The sequence below is a fragment of the Prevotella sp. P2-180 genome (genome assembly GCF_002251435.1).
GTDB lineage: Bacteria > Bacteroidota > Bacteroidia > Bacteroidales > Bacteroidaceae > Prevotella.
The window spans coordinates 19,787-38,162 of record NZ_NPJI01000065.1 but is presented as its reverse complement, the minus strand read 5'-3'; the positions used below and the strand labels follow the sequence as shown (position 1 = coordinate 38,162).

Annotated in this window: 14 protein-coding genes; 5 read left to right on the top strand and 9 right to left on the bottom strand. The window is 47.0% G+C overall.

Features of this window, described 5'->3' with window-relative positions; translation table 11 throughout:
- Window positions 1–26: 26 nt before the first annotated feature.
- Together CIK98_RS08900 and recA are read left to right on the top strand one after the other, a co-directional pair.
- Window positions 27–1,277 carry a hypothetical protein gene (locus tag CIK98_RS08900; RefSeq protein WP_141210484.1) on the top strand — a complete coding sequence of 417 codons (1,251 nt, stop codon included), beginning with the start codon at window positions 27–29 and terminating at the stop codon, window positions 1,275–1,277.
- A gap of 51 nt (window positions 1,278–1,328) precedes the next feature.
- On the top strand, window positions 1,329–2,351 hold the full coding sequence (recA, locus tag CIK98_RS08895) for a recombinase RecA (RefSeq protein ID WP_094383886.1): 1,023 nt from the start codon (window positions 1,329–1,331) through the stop codon (window positions 2,349–2,351).
- Between the two features lie 266 nt (window positions 2,352–2,617).
- Here recA and CIK98_RS08890 read toward each other — a convergent pair whose 3' ends face one another.
- From CIK98_RS08890 to CIK98_RS08860, 7 genes are all read right to left on the bottom strand, one after another.
- On the bottom strand, window positions 2,618–3,217 hold the full coding sequence (locus tag CIK98_RS08890; protein WP_094383885.1) for an HAD family phosphatase: 600 nt from the start codon (window positions 3,215–3,217) through the stop codon (window positions 2,618–2,620).
- A gap of 18 nt (window positions 3,218–3,235) precedes the next feature.
- Complete coding sequence (locus CIK98_RS08885; protein ID WP_253249679.1) at window positions 3,236–3,907, bottom strand: tRNA 2-thiocytidine biosynthesis TtcA family protein; 672 nt, start codon at window positions 3,905–3,907, stop codon at window positions 3,236–3,238.
- A gap of 44 nt (window positions 3,908–3,951) precedes the next feature.
- A complete protein-coding gene (locus tag CIK98_RS08880) occupies window positions 3,952–4,320 on the bottom strand; it encodes a DMT family protein (RefSeq protein ID WP_094383883.1) in 369 nt (122 codons plus the stop codon).
- A 16-nt stretch (window positions 4,321–4,336) separates the two neighbouring features.
- A complete protein-coding gene (locus CIK98_RS08875) occupies window positions 4,337–6,706 on the bottom strand; it encodes a bifunctional dihydroorotate dehydrogenase B NAD binding subunit/NADPH-dependent glutamate synthase (protein WP_094383882.1) in 2,370 nt (789 codons plus the stop codon).
- A 26-nt stretch (window positions 6,707–6,732) separates the two neighbouring features.
- Entirely contained in the window at window positions 6,733–8,049 is a 1,317-nt protein-coding gene (serS, locus tag CIK98_RS08870) for a serine--tRNA ligase (RefSeq protein ID WP_094383881.1), read from the bottom strand.
- A gap of 213 nt (window positions 8,050–8,262) precedes the next feature.
- A complete protein-coding gene (gene pgk / locus CIK98_RS08865; protein WP_094383880.1) occupies window positions 8,263–9,531 on the bottom strand; it encodes a phosphoglycerate kinase in 1,269 nt (422 codons plus the stop codon).
- Between the two features lie 186 nt (window positions 9,532–9,717).
- Window positions 9,718–12,417: a valine--tRNA ligase gene (locus CIK98_RS08860; protein ID WP_094383879.1), complete on the bottom strand. Its 2,700-nt coding sequence runs from the start codon at window positions 12,415–12,417 to the stop codon at window positions 9,718–9,720.
- Window positions 12,418–12,515: 98 nt separating this feature from the next.
- Between CIK98_RS08860 and mazG the strand changes: the two genes are divergently transcribed.
- Genes mazG through CIK98_RS08845 form a run of 3 tightly spaced genes read left to right on the top strand, consistent with a single transcriptional unit; the run spans window position 12,516 to window position 14,940 of the window.
- On the top strand, window positions 12,516–13,379 hold the full coding sequence (gene mazG, locus CIK98_RS08855) for a nucleoside triphosphate pyrophosphohydrolase (protein WP_094383878.1): 864 nt from the start codon (window positions 12,516–12,518) through the stop codon (window positions 13,377–13,379).
- A gap of 14 nt (window positions 13,380–13,393) precedes the next feature.
- Window positions 13,394–14,002, top strand: a complete 609-nt coding sequence (locus CIK98_RS08850) for a lipocalin family protein (RefSeq protein ID WP_172409879.1) — start codon at window positions 13,394–13,396, stop codon at window positions 14,000–14,002.
- Between the two features lie 5 nt (window positions 14,003–14,007).
- Window positions 14,008–14,940 (top strand): ribonuclease Z, encoded by a 933-nt coding sequence (locus tag CIK98_RS08845; RefSeq protein ID WP_094383876.1) that lies wholly within the window; start codon window positions 14,008–14,010, stop codon window positions 14,938–14,940.
- Here the strand turns inward: CIK98_RS08845 and CIK98_RS08840 are convergent.
- Both CIK98_RS08840 and CIK98_RS08835 read right to left on the bottom strand, forming a co-directional pair.
- Window positions 14,918–15,562 (bottom strand): HAD family hydrolase, encoded by a 645-nt coding sequence (locus CIK98_RS08840; protein ID WP_094383875.1) that lies wholly within the window; start codon window positions 15,560–15,562, stop codon window positions 14,918–14,920. The genes CIK98_RS08845 and CIK98_RS08840 overlap by 23 nt on opposite strands.
- Window positions 15,559–18,252 carry a 4-alpha-glucanotransferase gene (locus tag CIK98_RS08835; protein WP_094383874.1) on the bottom strand — a complete coding sequence of 898 codons (2,694 nt, stop codon included), beginning with the start codon at window positions 18,250–18,252 and terminating at the stop codon, window positions 15,559–15,561. Before CIK98_RS08835 ends, CIK98_RS08840 begins: the two co-directional genes overlap by 4 nt.
- Between the last annotated feature and the right edge of the window lie 124 nt (window positions 18,253–18,376).

Below are 18,376 nucleotides of genomic sequence, written 5' to 3'. Positions count from 1 at the left end.
TGAGAAGATATTTATCAGCATTTTGCATGGCATTGACTGTAATGGGAGCCATGGCACAAAACTCGTACATTGTCAAGACAAAGGGAGCCAAGAAGGCAGAATCAACCGTGACCGCAAACGAACAGGCTGCTGAAGAGGCTACCGAAGAACCCACTGACTTCATCGGTGCGAACTTCAAGAACATGAAACTTTGCAACTGGACGGAAGGCATGAGATTTATGGTCATGCCTGAGAAGTATGACCTGGTGGTGGGAGCGTTTTGTGACGCAAAAACCAACCGCGACGTAAGCTGCGGAAAACTGAAACACAAGATTATGGTATATAAGGGGCATAGTGTGGCCAAGGACGGTACCGCACTCGTGAACTTTCACTGCGAAGACGACAACAACGACTACTACTACCCTATTCCCAACGGTACGTTTGACGACTACTGCTACCTGAAGCTTGGCGTGCCTACACTGGCTTATCTTGGCGATGTGGACAAGGCCCGCGAACTGCTGATGGGTTCCACTCTCTATACCCGCACCACAGAATTTTTTGTAGACACTGACTATTACAGCGACGGCTGCAAGGAAGTGGCAGTAGACCTGAACAAGGAGGTGAAGGTGGTGGCCATTGGTGTAGGAACAAGAAGTTTCCCGGTGAAGATTATTGTGGAAGACAGCGACGGCAACCAGTTCTTCCAGAATGTGGCCATGAGCAAGACCAATTGCGGCATGCGCGACGACGAGTTTATCATGAAGAAGACCAAAAACCTCTTCTATGGCTCGTTTGCCCTTGATGACGCAAAGAAGGACATAGCTGAATCGTATAACAAATATATCGGACGTCATGTTTACACGAAATATGCTGTTGACATGATTGACCTGATGGGACAGAAGGTGAGAGTGCCACGCCTGTCGCAGTTTACGATCAAGAAGATTGAACCTATCGACAACAGCACATACGTGAAGATGAGTCTGCAAAGCGCAAAAGACGGTTACCAGTATATTATGGAGGTGACATTCAAAAACACTTACGTGGCTGGTGACATTGACGGCAAGAAGGAGAACTACTACGGCTTCCTGTTTGGCGAAGGTGCAGCCGGCAAGAACGTCTCTGCGAAAAACATGAAGCTCATTCGCCAAGGACGTATAGCCAAGGGTTTCACCAAAGAGGAGGTGAGACTGGCCATTGGGGATCCAATAAAGGTTGTGAAGAACAAGAATGGTATCACCGCATGGTATTATAAGAACGGAAATGTAGTGAAGTTCGGGAAGAACGGAAGAAAGATCTAGAAGAATTAAAGGATTAAAGAATTAAAAAATTAAAAGATTATAACACCACTCATGGCAAAAAAAGAAGAAGAAATCGTAGACATAAGGAAAGCTAAACTGCAAGCATTGCAGGCGGCTATGTCAAAAATTGAAAAAGACTTCGGAAAGGGGTCGATAATGAAACTCGGTGATGAAAACACTGAAAAGGTGGATATCATTCCTACAGGTAGCATTTCACTTAATGCCGCTCTTGGAGTCGGAGGATATCCAAAGGGACGCATCATTGAAATTTATGGCCCAGAGTCATCGGGAAAAACTACTCTCGCCATTCATGCCATTGCTGAGGCACAGAAGGCAGGAGGCATTGCCGCATTCATCGACGCCGAACATGCTTTCGACCGCTTCTATGCGGCAAAGCTTGGTGTTGATACCGACAGTCTCATCATCTCACAGCCAGACAATGGAGAACAAGCTCTCGAAATTGCCGACCAGTTAGTGCGCTCTGCCGCAGTAGACATCATCGTGGTCGACTCTGTGGCTGCCCTCACTCCGAAAAAGGAAATTGAGGGTGAGATGGGAGATAACGTGGTGGGACTCCACGCAAGACTCATGAGTCAGGCTCTGAGAAAGATGACAAGCTCAGTGAGCAAGACTAACACTACATGTATCTTCATCAACCAGCTGCGTGAAAAGATCGGAGTGATGTTTGGCAATCCGGAAACTACCACCGGTGGTAACGCACTGAAGTTCTATGCCAGTGTACGTCTTGACATCCGTCGTGTCACAAGCCTTAAGGATGGCGACGAGGTAATAGGCAATCAGGTAAGAGTGAAGGTGGTGAAAAACAAGGTAGCGCCTCCATTCAGAAAGGCTGAGTTTGAAATCACATTTGGTGAAGGTATTTCCAAGGTTGGTGAAATACTCGACTTAGGCGTTGAATATGGCATTATTCAAAAGAGCGGCAGTTGGTTCTCATACAACGACACCCGACTGGCTCAAGGTCGCGATGCTGCCAAGAATGTGATAAAAGATAATCCCGAACTTGCTGAAGAGCTTGAAGCGAAAATCAAGGAAGCGATAGAGGAAAAGGACTAAAGAATTAAAAAATTAAAAACTCAACTTTCGGAAGTTATTTTAAACCACAGAGTTTAAGAGATAAAGAGTATTTATACTAATGAAAGAGGTTGAATGCCAAGGCATTTAGAGCTCATAGAGAGCTGCGCATCATGTTTGCCGCATGGAAACTCTGTGTCCTCTGTCGCTTGCGACCTACTCTATAAAACCACAAATCTCTTTTTCTCTTTAACTCTGTGGTTTAAATAAAATGAGTTACAGAGTTACGCTTTTCAATAAAAGGTAGGTTATAGAAATCGGCTTCTCAGCTCACTTTCATACTGCCTTGCGTCTACAAACACTATGCCTTCCATGCCTACATTCCTGCCACCCAAAATGTTTTCCTCACGATCGTCGGTGAATATGCATTCTGAGGGATTAAGGCCATAGCGGTCAAAAAGACGGTGGTATATGTCGGGCTCTGGCTTTATCACCTTTTCCTCTGAGGATATGACATAACCGTCAAGTAGTTTGAAAATTTCAAACTGCCTGATGGTAGTGTGAACCTTGCTGCACCAGTTGGTAAGTCCGTAGAGCTTGAAGCCTTCTGCCTTCAGTCGCCGGAGCAGGTCGTTCATGCCGTCTATCTCCTTGGTCACGAGTTCCGGATAGTGTTCGATGAAGAGTCGTATCTCTTTCTCAAACTCACTGTTTTGGCTTATCCACTCTTCCATTATTACGTCGAACGGTTGTTCCTCACGGTCTAAAAGGTGTTGCAGTTCTTCGTTGTATATCACAGGTGTAAGAGCCTTACATCTCTCTTGGTCGGGCACATACTTGCGGAAAAACGAGAAGAAGTCGTAGTCCACGAGTACTTTCCCAAAGTCGAATATCAGATTTTTTATCATACTTTTTTACTATTCTCATTAGTTCTCCACCAACTTCCCCTCAGCCTCCAAAGCGTTCCAGATGGAGTAGCGTGCTTCGGGTGCCATCTGTTCTATTTGGGCATAGAGATTGCGAATGGTGGTGCGATGGGAGTCGGTTTCATAAGGACAGAGTTTTACCTGTTTTTGGTATCCGGCCTCAATGGCATATTCGCGTATGTCCTTTTCTTCACAATAGCATAACGGGCGGATGATGGTTATTGGCATCTTCCGCATGTGGAGCACAACTGGCATTGTGGAGAAATGGCCTTGGAAAATGGTGTTCATCAGGGCTGTATGTATGATGTCGTCATTATGATGGCCGAGGGCTATCTTGTTGCAGCCCAATTGTTGCGCAAGGTTGAACATCTGCTTCCTACGATGCCACGAACAGAGGAAGCATTTTGGCTTGTGGGTAGGTATTGTCTCGTCAAACGAGGTGGTGACCACATGGAGTTTCACACCCAGAGAAGTGCAGAAACTTTCAAGATATTCGGTTGAGGTTTCATATTTCACGTTTGCCATTCTTACATGTATGGCCTCAACCGTAAACCTTGGTTTGATAATCCTGCTTCTTTTGGCAAGCAGTTCCAAGAGCAAAAGAGAGTCCTTACCGCCGGAAAGGCCTACAAGTATATGGTCGCCATCGTCGATGACGCCAAATCGGCCCATAGCCTTCTTAAAAGCCTTTTGTAATCTATTTTCAACGGCTCCACTCATTTCATAAACACGAGATATACGGCACAGATGATGAGAAAGAAAGCCAGTATATGGTTCCAGTGGAGGTTCTGTCCCTGAAACATTATATTGGCTATTACCGCAAACACACCGAGGCTAATACATTCTTGAATAACTTTAAGCTGGACAAGGTTAAAAGGTCCACCATTGCCAGTAAAACCAAGCCTGTTTGCCGGAACTTGGCAACAATACTCAAAGAAGGCTATGCCCCATGAAAACACTATCACTCCGAGAAGCGGCCATTTCGATGCCACTCCTGTCTCTTGCAATTTCAGATGCCCATACCAAGCAAGTGTCATAAAGACATTGCTTAGTATGAGCAACATAATGGTATAAAGTCCGTTCAACTTTCAAATTTAAATTTTAATTTTCAATTTTCAACTTTCTGTCCATTGCAGCGGCAGCACGACGTCCGTCTCCCATGGCAAGGATTACGGTAGCTCCACCACGCACGATGTCGCCACCGGCAAACACGGTAGGACGCGAGCTCTGCATGTCGTCGTTTACAGCTATGGTATTTTTGCGGCCAAGTTCAAGACCCTCGATAGACTTCGGCACGAGCGGGTTGGGAGAAACACCTACTGCCACGATCACTTGGTCAACATCCATGGTCACAGTCTTGCCTTCCACAGGCACTGGACTACGACGTCCGGAAGCGTCAGGCTCGCCAAGCTCCATCACCTGAAGCACAGCCTGACAAACAGCACCCTTCTCGTCGGCCTTGTATTCTATAGGATTGTGGAGGCAGAGGAAATTGATGCCTTCCTCCTTTGCGTGCTTCACTTCCTCAAGTCGTGCCGGCATCTCAGACTCTGAGCGACGGTAGACGAGTGTAACGTCAGCTCCAAGACGCTTTGCTGTACGGCAGGAGTCCATGGCTGTGTTACCACCACCTACCACTATCACCTTCTTTCCCAGGTTTATAGGAGTGTCTGACAATGGGTCGGCAGCATTCATAAGGTTCACACGTGTGAGATATTCGTTAGACGAGAGTATGTTGATAGCGTTTTCTCCAGGAATGTTCATGAAGTTTGGCAGACCGGCTCCCGAGCCCACGAAAATGCCTTTGAATCCGCTTTCTTCAAGCTGCTCGACGGTGATGGTCTTGCCCACGATGCAGTCTGTCTGGAAGTGTACCCCCATCTTCTTGAGGTTGTCTATCTCCACATCTACAATCTTGTTTGGCAGACGGAATTCAGGTATACCATATTTCAATACTCCACCTATTTCGTGAAGTGCCTCAAACACATATACATCATATCCCATCTTTGCCATGTCGCCGGCGAAGCTGAGTCCTGAAGGACCGGAACCCACGACAGCCACCTTTATGCCGTTGGCGGTAGCTATCTCAGGCAGTGACATCTTACCGCTCTCACGCTCGTAGTCAGCAGCGAAACGCTCGAGGTATCCGATGGCCACTGCCGGCTCGTTCATCTTCAAGTGGATACAACGGCTCTCACACTGCTTCTCCTGTGGACATACGCGACCACAAACAGCAGGCAATGCTGAGGTCTGCTTCAGCACTTTGGCAGCACCAAGGATATTTCCACGTTCAATATTTTTGATAAACGAAGGTATGTTGATGTTTACCGGACAACCCTCAACGCAGGTAGGCTTTGCACAGTCGAGACAACGCTTGGCCTCTGTCATGGCCTGCTCGAGCGAAAGGCCTTTGTTGACTTCCTCTGTACGTGTGGTTGCACGATAAACTGGGTCGAGTTCAGGCATCACCACTCGTTTGATGGCAGTACGTTCTTTAGGTTTCATTGTTGCACGCACTTCTTTGCGCCATTCTGCATTACGGTCGGTAAGAGTCTCTATCGACTCTTCCTGTACGGCGGCAGCCTGACAAGGGGCAGTATTGCCGGCGGCAGTCTCTTCCACAGGATGGTCTTTATGTTCAAGGCCACTGAGGTGGTCGGTATAATGTTCCATCTCATCCTGTTCCTCGCGCTTGAAGGTACCCATGCGCTTAAACATCTCGTCCCAGTCAACAAGAGCTCCATCAAACTCAGGTCCGTCGATGCACACAAACTTTGTCTTTCCGCCAATGGTAAGTCGGCAAGCTCCACACATGCCTGTACCGTCCACCATGATGGTGTTGAGCGACACGTCGGTAGGTATGTTATATTTCTGTGTGAGCAAGCAACTGAACTTCATCATTATAGGAGGTCCGATGGCAAACACTTTGTCGACATGCTCTTGCTGTATGAATTTTTCAATACCTACGGTCACAACACCTTTTTCTCCGTATGATCCATCGTCGGTCATGATGATGAGTTCGTCGCTACTGTCCCTCACTTCATCCTCAAGTATCACGAGGTCGCGGGAGCGTCCTGCTATTACAGACAACACACGGTTACCGGCAGCTTTCAGAGCTCTGATGATAGGCAGCATAGGAGCCACTCCCACACCACCACCGGCACATACCACAGTACCGAAGTTTTCGATATGTGTAGGATTTCCGAGTGGTCCCACCACGTCAGTTATGTAGTCACCTTCATTGAGTGAGCATAGTTTTTGGGAAGAGAGTCCCACTTTCTGCACAACAATTGTTATCGTGCCTTTTTCCACGTCGGCATCGGCAATGGTAAGTGGCATACGCTCGCCTTTATTGCCTATTCTAATTATCACAAAGTTTCCAGCCTTACGGCTTTTGGCAATTAGTGGTGCCTCAACCTCAAAGAGAAAGACTTTCTCTGAGAACTGTTTTTTCTTGACAATTAAATTCATTTTTAAAATTGTTCAATTTTCAATTTTCAATTTATTATCTCACATCCCATATATGGAACAAGGACACGTGGAACCCGTATGCCTTCTGGAGTCTGGTAGTCTTCGAGAATGGCGGCTACGATGCGCGGTAGGGCGAGTGCAGAGCCATTGAGTGTGTGACAAAGCTCTATTTTCTTGTCGTCAGTATGACGATAGCGGCATTTCAGACGATTGGCCTGATAGGTGTCGAAATTGCTTACGGAAGACACTTCGAGCCAGCGGCCTTGTGCTTCTGAATAAACTTCGAAGTCGTAGCAGATGGCAGAGGTGAAAGACTGGTCGCCACCACAAAGCAGAAGTATGCGGTATGGCAGTTCCAGTTTTTTCAGCAAGCCTTCCACATGTGCGAGCATTTCCTTATGCGACTCCTTAGAATGTTCAGGCTTGTCGATACGCACAATTTCTATTTTCGAAAACTCATGTAAACGGTTCAGTCCACGAACGTCCTTTCCATAGCTACCGGCCTCTCTACGGAAGCACTGGGTATAAGCACAATTCTTTATGGGCAGGTCTTTCTCGTCTATTATCACATCGCGATAGATGTTTGTCACTGGCACTTCGGCTGTAGGAATAAGATAGAGGTCGTCTACCTCACAGTGGTACATCTGTCCTTCCTTGTCGGGCAGCTGTCCTGTGCCATATCCAGAAGCCTGGTTGACAACCGTGGGTGGCATTATTTCGGTATATCCCGAAGCGCGGGCCTCGTCGAGGAAGAAGTTTATGAGGGCACGTTGCAGGCGGGCTCCCAAGCCGATGTAGACGGGGAAACCGGCACCAGTGATTTTCACTCCAAGGTCGAAGTCGATGAGGTTATATTTTTTTGCAAGTTCCCAGTGAGGCAGTTTTGCATTGCCCGAGTCAGGTATTGCGGTCCAGTTTCCAACTGTATCACCAGGTTCACACTCTTTCAAGTTGCTTTTCACCACCTTGTTGTCTTCTGCAGAGCTTCCTTCCGGCACCTCGTCGTATGGTATGTTTGGTATGGTGCAAAGTAGGGTATTGAGTTCTTTTTCTGCATTATCCATCAACTCCTGTAGCTGTTTGTCTTGAAGTTTCAGTTCTGCCACAGCCTTTTTTATTTCTTCGGCTTCCTCTTTCTTTCCTTCCTTCATGAGAGCCCCAATCCTGGCAGCCATCTGCTTAGCCTCTTGTTTAGTCTTATCAAGCTGCTGTTGAGCCTCGCGACGACGTTTGTTGAGGTCGAGAGCATTGTCTATGGCTTCTTTTGCACCTTTGAAGTGCTTCTTTTCAAGACCGCTTATCACACGGTCTGTTTCCTCAGTGATGAGTTTCAGTGTAAGCATAATAATATCTATTTTCGTTTATAATCAGAATAATGCTGCAAAAGTAAGAAAAAAAAATGATTTAGCGAAGAAAAAAGGGAGAAATTTGAATATTGAATATTGAAAATTGAAAATTGAAGGCTAATAACTTTAAATATAAAAAAGGATTGCCGCGCATCCTATCAAAACAAGATGCGCAGCAATTCAATTTTCAATCTTCAATTTTCAATCTTCTTACCCTTTGATGGCAGCAATGCCAGGAAGTACCTTTCCTTCAATGGCCTCGAGCAGAGCGCCACCACCGGTAGAGATATAAGACACCTTATCGGCAAGACCGAACTTGTTTACACAAGCTACAGAGTCACCACCACCAATGAGTGAGAATGCGCCCTCTGCAGTTGCCTTTGCGATAGCGTCGCCAATGGCACGTGAGCCAGGAGTGAACTCTTCGCACTCGAAGCATCCGGCAGGACCGTTCCAAAGGATTGTCTTTGCGCCTTCGATAGCGGCAGCAAACTTTTCACGGCTTTCAGGACCAGCGTCGAGTCCGTCCCAACCAGCCTCGATAGCGTTTGACGGGAATACCTTGATCTGGGCACCTTCCTTAACAGAGAATGTCTTGAAATCGTAGCCAGTGCAGCATACAGAGTCTGTACCGAGTACGAGTTCCACACCCTTTTCAGCAGCCATTTTCTCTACACCGAGAGCAACATCGAGCTTGTCGAGCTCCACGATAGAGTCACCGATTTCGCCACCGTGTGCCTTTGCAAATGTATAGGTCATACCGCCACAGAGGATGAGTTTGTCAACCTTTCCGAGGAGGTTTTCGATGATTCCAATCTTAGAAGACACCTTAGAACCGCCCATTATAGCCACGAACGGACGCTTGATGTTGTTCAGCACGTTGTCAACGGCATTCACTTCCTTCTCCATCAGGTAGCCCAGCATTTTGTTGTCGGCATCGAAGTAGTCGGCAATAACAGCTGTTGAAGCATGCTTGCGGTGAGCTGTACCGAAGGCGTCCATAACATAGCAGTCAGCATAAGAGGCGAGCTTCTTTGCGAAGTCCTTCTGACGGCCCTTCATCTCCTTCTTTGCCTCTTCATACTCTGGAGTGCCTTTCTCTACGCCCACTGGCTTGCCCTCTTCCTCAGGATAGAAGCGGAGGTTTTCGAGCAGAAGTGCCTCGCCTGGCTTGAGAGCAGCCACTTCAGCGTCTGCATTTGCACAGTCGCCAGCAAACTTCACCTCAACACCGAGGTTGTCGCTTACGTTCTTAACAATCTGAGAGAGTGAGAGTTCCTTCTTCACTTTGCCCTTTGGCTTACCCATGTGGCTCATCATGATAAGTGCGCCACCATCGGCAAGAACCTTCTTCAAGGTAGGGAGAGCACCCTTTATACGGGTTTCATCAGTTACAACACCATTTTCATTCAGTGGCACATTGAAGTCCACGCGTACAATTGCCTTTTTGCCGGCAAAGTTGAATTGATCGATATTCATAATGAAATGTTTATAAAATAAATAAATTATTACAATATTCTATTTACGTTTAGCCCTTATTGGCTTCGTCGAGCGCAAAGTTACTCTTTTTTATTGAAATACGGAAACTTTATAAGCATTTTTTTGCTTTTTTTCTCCATTTTGTAACATTCTGTCATTCGACAAACCAATAAGGCTGGAAAAATCTTACTTTCCTGAGAGTGCGGCAATGGTTTCCTTCAGTGCGGCAATCTTTTCGAGAGAGTCGCTTTCCTTCTTGCGTTCAAGTGCCACAACAGCCTCCGGTGCGTGAGCCACAAACTTCCCGTTGCTGAGTTTCTTGCGCACACCTGCAAGGAAGCCCTCGAGATGCTTCAGCTGAGCCTCGGCCTTCTCTATTTCCGCTGCCACGTCTATCTTGTCGCCAAGAGGAACGGCATATTCGGCTGTACCTACCATAAAGGCGGCTGAGGTTGAGTCTTTCTCTGTCACCACGCTTATCTCAGAGAGATTTGCCATCTTGCGTATCACACTGTCATAAGCCGACAAGGTGTCGGTTCCTACCACTTGCAGCACAAGAGCCTCACGTGGTGAGATATTCTTCTGATTGCGTACTGTGCGCACACCGCTCACTACCTGCTTTAGCGACTCCACGTCGGCACATAGTGTTTTATCGGCATGTGAAGGAGCATTCAACGCCAGTTTGTCACGCATGATAGACTCTCCTTCCTTTCGCTCATAGATGTTCTGCCATAGTTCTTCTGTAATGAATGGCATAAACGGATGGAGCATTTTCAGGAGGGTCTCGAAGAATCGGAGTGTCGCATCGTATGTTGTGCGGTCGAGAGGCTTCTGATAGTCTGGCTTCACCATTTCAAGATACCATGAGGAGAACTCGTCCCAGAACAGGCGGTATACAGCCATGAGAGCTTCTGAGATGCGATATTTCTTGAACAGGTCGTCGAGTTCGGCATTTGTCTCTTTCAGCTTTGCGTCAAACCACTCTACGGCTATTTTGTTTGCCTTCGGCTGTTCCACGTCTACAGTTTCCCATCCCTTCACGAGTCGGAAAGCGTTCCATATCTTGTTATTGAAGTTACGTCCCTGTTCGCAAAGGCTTTCGTCGAAGAGAATGTCGTTGCCTGCCGGTGCTGATAGCATCATACCCATGCGCACTCCATCGGCACCAAATTTCTCAATGAGTTCTATCGGGTCGGGAGAGTTGCCGAGCGATTTCGACATCTTGCGTCCGAGCTTGTCGCGTACGATACCTGTGAAGTATACGTTCTTGAACGGGAACTTGCCCATGTATTCTTCACCTGCCATGATCATGCGTGCCACCCAGAAGAAGATGATGTCTGGACCAGTTACGAGGTCGCTGGTGGGATAATAGTATTTTATCTCATCGTTACCGGGATTGTTTATTCCGTCGAAGAGTGAGATAGGCCATAGCCACGAAGAGAACCATGTGTCGAGTGCATCCTCGTCTTGACGGAGGTCTGAGAGCTGAAGGTCTGCATTACCGCTCTTCTCTCGTGCCAGCGTGAGTGCCTTTTCGGCTGTCTCTGCCACCACGAACTCTTCTCCATCGCCATAGAAGTATGCCGGGATGCGGTGTCCCCACCACAACTGGCGTGAGATACACCAGTCTTGGATATTGTCGAGCCAGTTTTTGTATGTGGTCTTATATTTTGCAGGATAAAAATTCATCTCGCCTTCCATTACCGGAGGGAGGGCGATGTCGGCAAAGTGTTGCATTCTAAGGAACCATTGGAGCGAGAGACGCGGTTCGATGGCTGTATCGGGATTACGCTCAGAATATCCCACCTTATTATTATAGTCTTCCACGCGCTCCATGAGTCCAGCTTCTTGCAGGTCGATGGCTATCTGCTTGCGGCAGTCGAAGCGGTCCATGCCTACATAGAGTGGCGACTGACTTGATATTGTTCCGTCGGCATTGAAGATGTCGATGGTCTCGAGGTTATGTGTCTTGCCGAGCATGTAGTCGTTGGTGTCGTGTGCCGGAGTGACTTTCAGACATCCAGTACCAAACTCAATGTCCACGTATCTGTCTTCTATGACCGGTATTTCCCTTCCTACGAGAGGCACAATGACACGACGTCCCTTTAGCCACTGGTTTTTCGGGTCTTTGGGGTTGATACACATTGCCGTGTCGCCCATGATGGTTTCCGGGCGTGTAGTGGCCACTACAGCATAGTATCCTTTTTCGTCACGATGAATGATATTTCCCTCTTCCGTGAGCTGATCCTCGTTGTCGAGTGATGTAAGGCCTTTTACATAATATTTGAGATGGAAGAGTTTCGACTGTTCGTCTTGATAAACCACTTCCTCGTTGCTCAGTGCAGTCTGTGCCTTTGGATCCCAGTTCACCATACGTAGTCCACGGTAAATGAGTCCCTTGTTATATAGGTCTACAAACACCTTTATCACGCTTTCCGAGCGTTTCTCGTCCATGGTAAATGCCGTTCGGTCCCAGTCGCAACTTGCTCCCAGTCTTCTCAACTGTTTTAGGATAATGCCACCATGTTCGTGAGTCCAGTCCCAAGCATGTTTCAGGAATTCGTCTCTTGATAGGTCATGTTTTTTAATACCTTTTTCAGCCAGTCTTTTCACCACCTTTGCCTCTGTGGCAATTGAGGCATGGTCAGTGCCAGGCACCCAGCAGGCATTTTTTCCTTCCATACGTGCCCTTCTCACGAGTATGTCCTGAATGGTGTTGTTGAGCATGTGTCCCATGTGCAGCACACCTGTGACATTTGGTGGCGGAATAACGATAGTGTAGGGTTCCCGACCATCTGGCTTGCTTGCAAACAGTTTGTTGTCAAGCCAATACTGATACCATTTAGACTCCACCTGTTGTGGGTCATATTTGCTTTGAAGTTCCATGTATATAAACCTTTTTAACTAATTCTTTTTAAAAAACGTGGCAAAATTACTAAAAATCCGCGGAATATTATTATATTTGCACGAAATTTTTAATTATTATGCATTCAAGAGAAGAAAAAATGGCGGCTTTCGGCCGTTTATTGGACGTTTTGGACACTTTAAGGGAGAAATGTCCATGGGACAAGAAGCAAACAAACGAGAGTTTGCGACCTAACACCATTGAGGAGTCTTTCGAACTTGCCGACGCTCTGATGAAGAATGATGTAACAAACATCTGCAAGGAATTGGGCGACGTGCTGCTTCATATTTGTTTCTACGCAAGGATTGCTGAAGAGAAACAGCAGTTCGATGCTGCTGACGTGTGCAATCAATTGGTCGACAAACTGATATTCCGTCACCCTCACGTATACCATCCGTCACAGATAGGCGAATACGACCCAAAGCCACTTCCATACATTCCGGAGCAAGCCCAAGACGCCAGCAACGAAATGAGCAATGCAAAGACATCGCAAGAAGTGATAGAAAACTGGGAACAGATAAAGCTGAAGGAGAAAGACGGCAACAAGTCTGTTCTATCAGGTGTACCCGACGCCCTGCCATCGCTGATAAAGGCATACCGCATACAAGACAAGGCTCGCAACGTGGGTTTTGACTGGGAGGATGCCGGAGATGTATGGGCTAAGGTAAGAGAGGAACTCGCAGAACTGGAAGAGGAGATGAAGAAAGGCGACAGGGAAGCTTCGCAGGCAGAACTGGGCGACTTTCTCTTCAGTGTGATAAATGCCGGAAGACTATACCACCTGAATCCCGATACAGCTTTGGAACATACCAACCAGAAGTTCATCAGCCGTTTCAACTACATCGAGCAACATAGCATAAAGATGGGCAAACCGCTAAAAGACATGTCGATTCAAGAAATGGACAAGCTATGGGAAGAGGCAAAGAAATTGGAAAACAAATAAACAACATATCGACAATGAAAAAAATCATGACTTTTGCCTTGACGGCCCTTTTGGCCACAACGTTCACACAGTGTGGGAACAAGGCGACACAGAAAACAGATGAGGTGGAAAGAGATGACACTGCTACGGTAGTGAACAACAACACCATGGTATACGGCATTTGCGGAGACGCTTCAGCCATGAACACTCTTGAGCTCATCACCGACACAGGCGACACCTTGAGCCTTCCATTGGAAAAGGCCAAGGAAGAAAACAGGGTGTTTGGCGGATATGGCGTGGGAGACAGAATGGCTGTATATATCGACAAGAAGACTAACGACCCAAAAGTAGTCATCAACGAATCGACACTGATGGGCAACTGGCTCATGCCTAACCCCATCGACGGTAGCTCAACTCTTGGCATGTCAATAAAAGACGGAGGTATAGCCGAAAGCATCAACCAGCCCACCATTATCTTCAAGACGTGGAGAATCATAGACGGACAACTTGAAATATCTCTCGTAAGAGAAGGTGGTGGCGATGAAGAGGAAACCAACCTCTACACTATGAAGAAACTTGATGCCGACTCGTTGATTTTCTTTGGTCCTGAAGACACTTTTGAGTATTCAAGGGAGAAGAAGTAATTGTTATGACTCCATTTAAACTATATATCCTGGGTTGTGGCAGCGCGCTACCTACGCTCCGCCACAACCCTTCTTCGCAAATTGTGGAAATTCGTGACAAGCAATTCATGATTGACTGTGGCGAAGGAACACAACTGCAGCTGAGACGCTCAAAAATCAGGTTTACGAAATTGGGACATGTATTCATCTCCCACCTTCATGGCGACCACTGCTTCGGTCTTATTGGCATGATATCCACGTTCGGCATGCTGGGACGCACCGCCCCACTCCACATCTTTGCCCATTCAGCCCTAAGGAATATCCTCCAGCAGCAGATTGACTTCTTCTGCCAAGGACTTGAATATGAAGTGGTAATACATGACATAGACCCAAGCGTAAACAAAGTGATATACGAAGACCGAAGCCTGACAGTTGAGACCATCCCACTTGAACACCGGATTCCCTGCTGCGGTTTTCTCTTCAGGGAGAAACAGCCTCTACCACACATCCGCAGAGACATGATAGACATGTATGGCATTCCTCTAAGCCAGATAAACAATATAAAGAACGGACTTGGATGGACCACACCGGAAGGTGAGTTCATATCATCCGAACGGCTTACCACTCCCGCCGACCCGGCACGCTCATACGCCTATTGTAGCGACACTACGTTCAAGCCTGACATTGCCGACATCATCAAAGGGGTTGACATGGTTTTTCACGAATCCACATACTCCAGCGAAGATACGACAAGGGCCCGCAAGCACTTTCACTCCACAGCATCCGAAGCAGCCACTGTGGCTAAGAGAGCACAAGCCGGCCATCTCATTCTCGGCCACTATTCCGCCCGTTACGACAACGAGGCAAAGATGCTGGAAGAAGCAAGGTCAATATTCCCTAACACCGACCTTGCTGCAGAAGGCATGGTGTTTGATGTCACCAGTCGAGTAGTTCCTTAGGGTCGTTGATGAACGTTTCCGCCCCATGACTTTCTAGGAAATCGCGGTCGCGGAATCCCCATAACACACTGACACACGGCATGCCACTGTTGCATGCCGTTTCCACATCCACCTCGCTGTCACCAATATACACAGCATTATCCTTTCCCACTCCCAGTTGTCGCAATGCCTCTTCCACTGTGTCGGGAGCTGGTTTTTTCCTTATTCCCTCCCTTTCTCCAATGGCCACCTCCACCACATCGCCAAAAAAGTGTTGGCAAAGGTCGACAGTGGCGTTATAGAACTTGTTGCTTACCACTGCCACACGCTTATTTCTAAGTCTCAGACTCTTCAGTGTTTCAATTATGTGAGGATAAGGAGCTGTATGGTCGTATGAATGGTGGATATAATGATTTTTAAACGTGGAAAGCACTTCATCAAACCTTGGGTTTGTCTCTCCTCCAGGCACAGCCCTCTCAATAAGTTTTCTTACTCCATTTCCCACAAACCTACGAACTTCGTCAATCGAACGCGCAGGCATGGAACATTTCTCAAGTGCATAATTGGTGCTTATAGCCAAGTCTTCAAGCGTTGACAGCAAAGTGCCATCGAGGTCGAAGATATAAACGTCATATTCTTTCATCTTTTACTTCTTTTTATCATGGTGTTAACTTTACTAATATAGCGGCTATCTGCCATAAGGCGTTCGATGGTGACATTCATGCGATATTGCCATCGGTTGTAGCTGTCGCCTGGCGTGTTGATTCTCTCAAGACGAGGTTTAGCCGACCTAAGTCCGGCATCCATCGAGAGCCAGTCTTGTATCGATAGCACGCAAAGCATGGAAGGCGAATACAGATGTCTTGCTATTATCTCCTCTGCAAGCACCGTGGTGAGCTGTTCTGGCGCTCTTCCTTCTTTTTGCATCATTTCCACATAGTAGTGTTGAGCCTTCTGTGGGTTTTCCTGCCACCAAAGCCTTAGTGGAGCCATGTCGTGGGTTGTGATGGTTGCCATGCTTAAATAAGGATTTGCTTCGAGATGTGCAAAGTCCACTTCGTCATGTTTTGGCATAAACTGAATCTCAAGCGAAGGAATGCGCAAATGGTCGAGCACTCCAGCCACACATCCAGGCTTATGTCCTAAGTCTTCTGCACATGTGAGCATCTTTGTCCCTCCAAACACCATGGAGAGGCGTCTGCTTCCAGTATATGCCCAAAGGGCGTTATGACGCTCGTAATAGTAGTTGTTATAAAGTCGCATAAAGGCATCCCGGTCAGCCGGGCCAATCATATTGTAAGCCGGTGTGGAGAAGGCATTTACACGAGGATGGTACATGTCGCTGCCTTCATCCGCCACAAAGAGCACATTTGTGGCTATACGACACAATCCGTCGCGAATCCAAATACTGCTCTCATCATGCCGTCCTCCAAAAAGCGCCATAATTTTCTTCTGTGTAGAACATTCATCACGAAGGTCATAAAGGTTATATCCACGTGGTGTCAGATAGTTTTCCCTTACGTATTTTGCATGAATGCCAAAGACGCGGTCAACCAATGCATCGTCGATAATCGGTTTTGTATAGTTGTCTTTATGGAATGACAGTCCGTAATATCCCATCTCAGCCTCGTTGAGCGGCATTGCAGGCGCGAAATGTCCGAGCAGTCCGTCAATATTTTCATTTGGTATTTCCCACATCCTGAAGAAGCCGAGCACATGGTCTATTCTTATGGCTCCAAAATACTGCTCCATATGCTTTATTCGCTTATGCCACCATTTGAATCCGTCGGCCTCAATGTTCTTCCAGTTGTATGTAGGGAATCCCCAGTTCTGTCCTCTTGGGTTAAGGTTGTCTGGAATGGTACCAGCCTGGGAGTCGAGATTGAAAATCGCCGGATTGGCCCAAGCCTCCGCACTGTCTCGGCTCACTCCAATAGGCATGTCCCCCATAATGGCGATTCCTTTTTCGGCAGCATGTTCTGCTGCACGTTTCAGTTGTGTGTGGAGATGGTATTGTAGGAAAAATATGTATCTGGCATCTTCACAATTACACAATTCCTCAGCCTTCCTATAGTCATATACAGCATTTTCACCCCAATCGGCAAAGCGTGCAGTCCTGTTAGCCTCACGAAGCAGGCAGAAGGCTGTATATGGCAGAAGCCATGTCTTGTTGTCGGCGATGAAAGTCCTGAAATTGTCGTCTTTGTCAAGCTTATCCTTTACTTCCTCATATTTTATGCGCATATACTCGTCCTTGACTCTTTCCACTGCCTCATAGTCGGTATAGTCGAGCGAGTTGAGTTCAGCCCGCCTTCTGGAGAAAGAGGTCATCAGAGCTTTGTCTTTCAGTTCTCCCACCTGTTCGAGGTCAAGATACTGTGGATGTAACGCAAAAACACTTATTATATTATAAGGATAGGAGTCTTGCCAGTTGTGTTGCATCGTGGTGTCGTTAACCGGCAGTATTTGAAGAATCTTCATTCCCGCCAAAGCCATCCAGTCGGCAAAGCGTGCGAGGTCTCCAAAGTCTCCCACACCATACGAGTGCTCGCTTCTGAGTGAGAACACTGGCACAGCCACTCCAGCAGCCTTCCATGTCTTCTCAGCTACTCTCAGAGTCCCGTTGTCGAGCACCACGACTTCCCCGTCTCTCATCTTGCTAATGTCTACCTTTCTGTTTTCACCCCCTTCCCATTCTACGAACTCATGGTTTTCATCGTCTACCACCACATATTTATATTCTATCTCCGGATATAGAGCATCAACATTCATTGTGAGCGTCCACACAGAATGTCCGTTATAAGACATTTTCAGGTATCTCGACGTGCTCCATCCTCCAAGCGAAGGATGACTGCCACACACGGCCACAGCCTGTCGGTTGTCTATCTGCGGAGCCGTGATTCTAAAGAAAAGAGTCTTTCTGTATAATGGCTGCCTGAGAGCCTTTATAGTCGCATCAGCCATGTTTTTCCTGCCCGATGTACACATACAGGCCTTGGTATAAAGGTGAGACATGAGGGGAATGTCTTTCCACTCATCGTTCATGACAAAGTCGTGGGAGTTGTCACAAGGAATAATTCGTGGCACCACATGCCATTCTCTTCTCAGCACCACATCGTCGCCCCCTCTTATCTGATATTCATATTCAAAGAAAGTAAACACGGAATGTCGAGATTCCATGACTGCCAATTCAGCCGTCCAGTGCTCGCCATCGTCGGTCAAGAGGCATAACCGGTAGGTTTTCATTACACCGGTAGAGACATGAGCCTTTACCACCACCCATACGTTTTCTCCCCATTTAGTGGAATATTGTATACTAAATCTCAGTTTCATTTTCAGAATTTTGTCCCAAAGGTAGCATATTTTGTGGAGAGAACAAAATAAAATCGATTTTTTTTTGCTGTTTCAACAATAAATATTACCTTTGCAAAGAAATACGCACAATAATTTGTAAAAA

Bases quoted from the DNA above. Each gene is read 5' to 3' on its own strand.
- CIK98_RS08845 (WP_094383876.1), top strand. From the start codon at position 14,008: ATGACTCCATTTAAACTATATATCCTGGGTTGTGGCAGCGCGCTACCT.
- CIK98_RS08835 (WP_094383874.1), bottom strand. From the start codon at position 18,252: ATGAAACTGAGATTTAGTATACAATATTCCACTAAATGGGGAGAAAAC.
- serS (WP_094383881.1), bottom strand. From the start codon at position 8,049: ATGCTTACACTGAAACTCATCACTGAGGAAACAGACCGTGTGATAAGC.
- CIK98_RS08860 (WP_094383879.1), bottom strand. From the start codon at position 12,417: ATGGAACTTCAAAGCAAATATGACCCACAACAGGTGGAGTCTAAATGG.
- CIK98_RS08900 (WP_141210484.1), top strand. From the start codon at position 27: ATGGCATTGACTGTAATGGGAGCCATGGCACAAAACTCGTACATTGTC.
- mazG (WP_094383878.1), top strand. From the start codon at position 12,516: ATGCATTCAAGAGAAGAAAAAATGGCGGCTTTCGGCCGTTTATTGGAC.
- CIK98_RS08840 (WP_094383875.1), bottom strand. From the start codon at position 15,562: ATGAAAGAATATGACGTTTATATCTTCGACCTCGATGGCACTTTGCTG.
- CIK98_RS08890 (WP_094383885.1), bottom strand. From the start codon at position 3,217: ATGATAAAAAATCTGATATTCGACTTTGGGAAAGTACTCGTGGACTAC.
- pgk (WP_094383880.1), bottom strand. From the start codon at position 9,531: ATGAATATCGATCAATTCAACTTTGCCGGCAAAAAGGCAATTGTACGC.
- recA (WP_094383886.1), top strand. From the start codon at position 1,329: ATGGCAAAAAAAGAAGAAGAAATCGTAGACATAAGGAAAGCTAAACTG.
- CIK98_RS08885 (WP_253249679.1), bottom strand. From the start codon at position 3,907: ATGGGCCGATTTGGCGTCATCGACGATGGCGACCATATACTTGTAGGC.
- CIK98_RS08875 (WP_094383882.1), bottom strand. From the start codon at position 6,706: ATGAATTTAATTGTCAAGAAAAAACAGTTCTCAGAGAAAGTCTTTCTC.
- CIK98_RS08850 (WP_172409879.1), top strand. From the start codon at position 13,394: ATGAAAAAAATCATGACTTTTGCCTTGACGGCCCTTTTGGCCACAACG.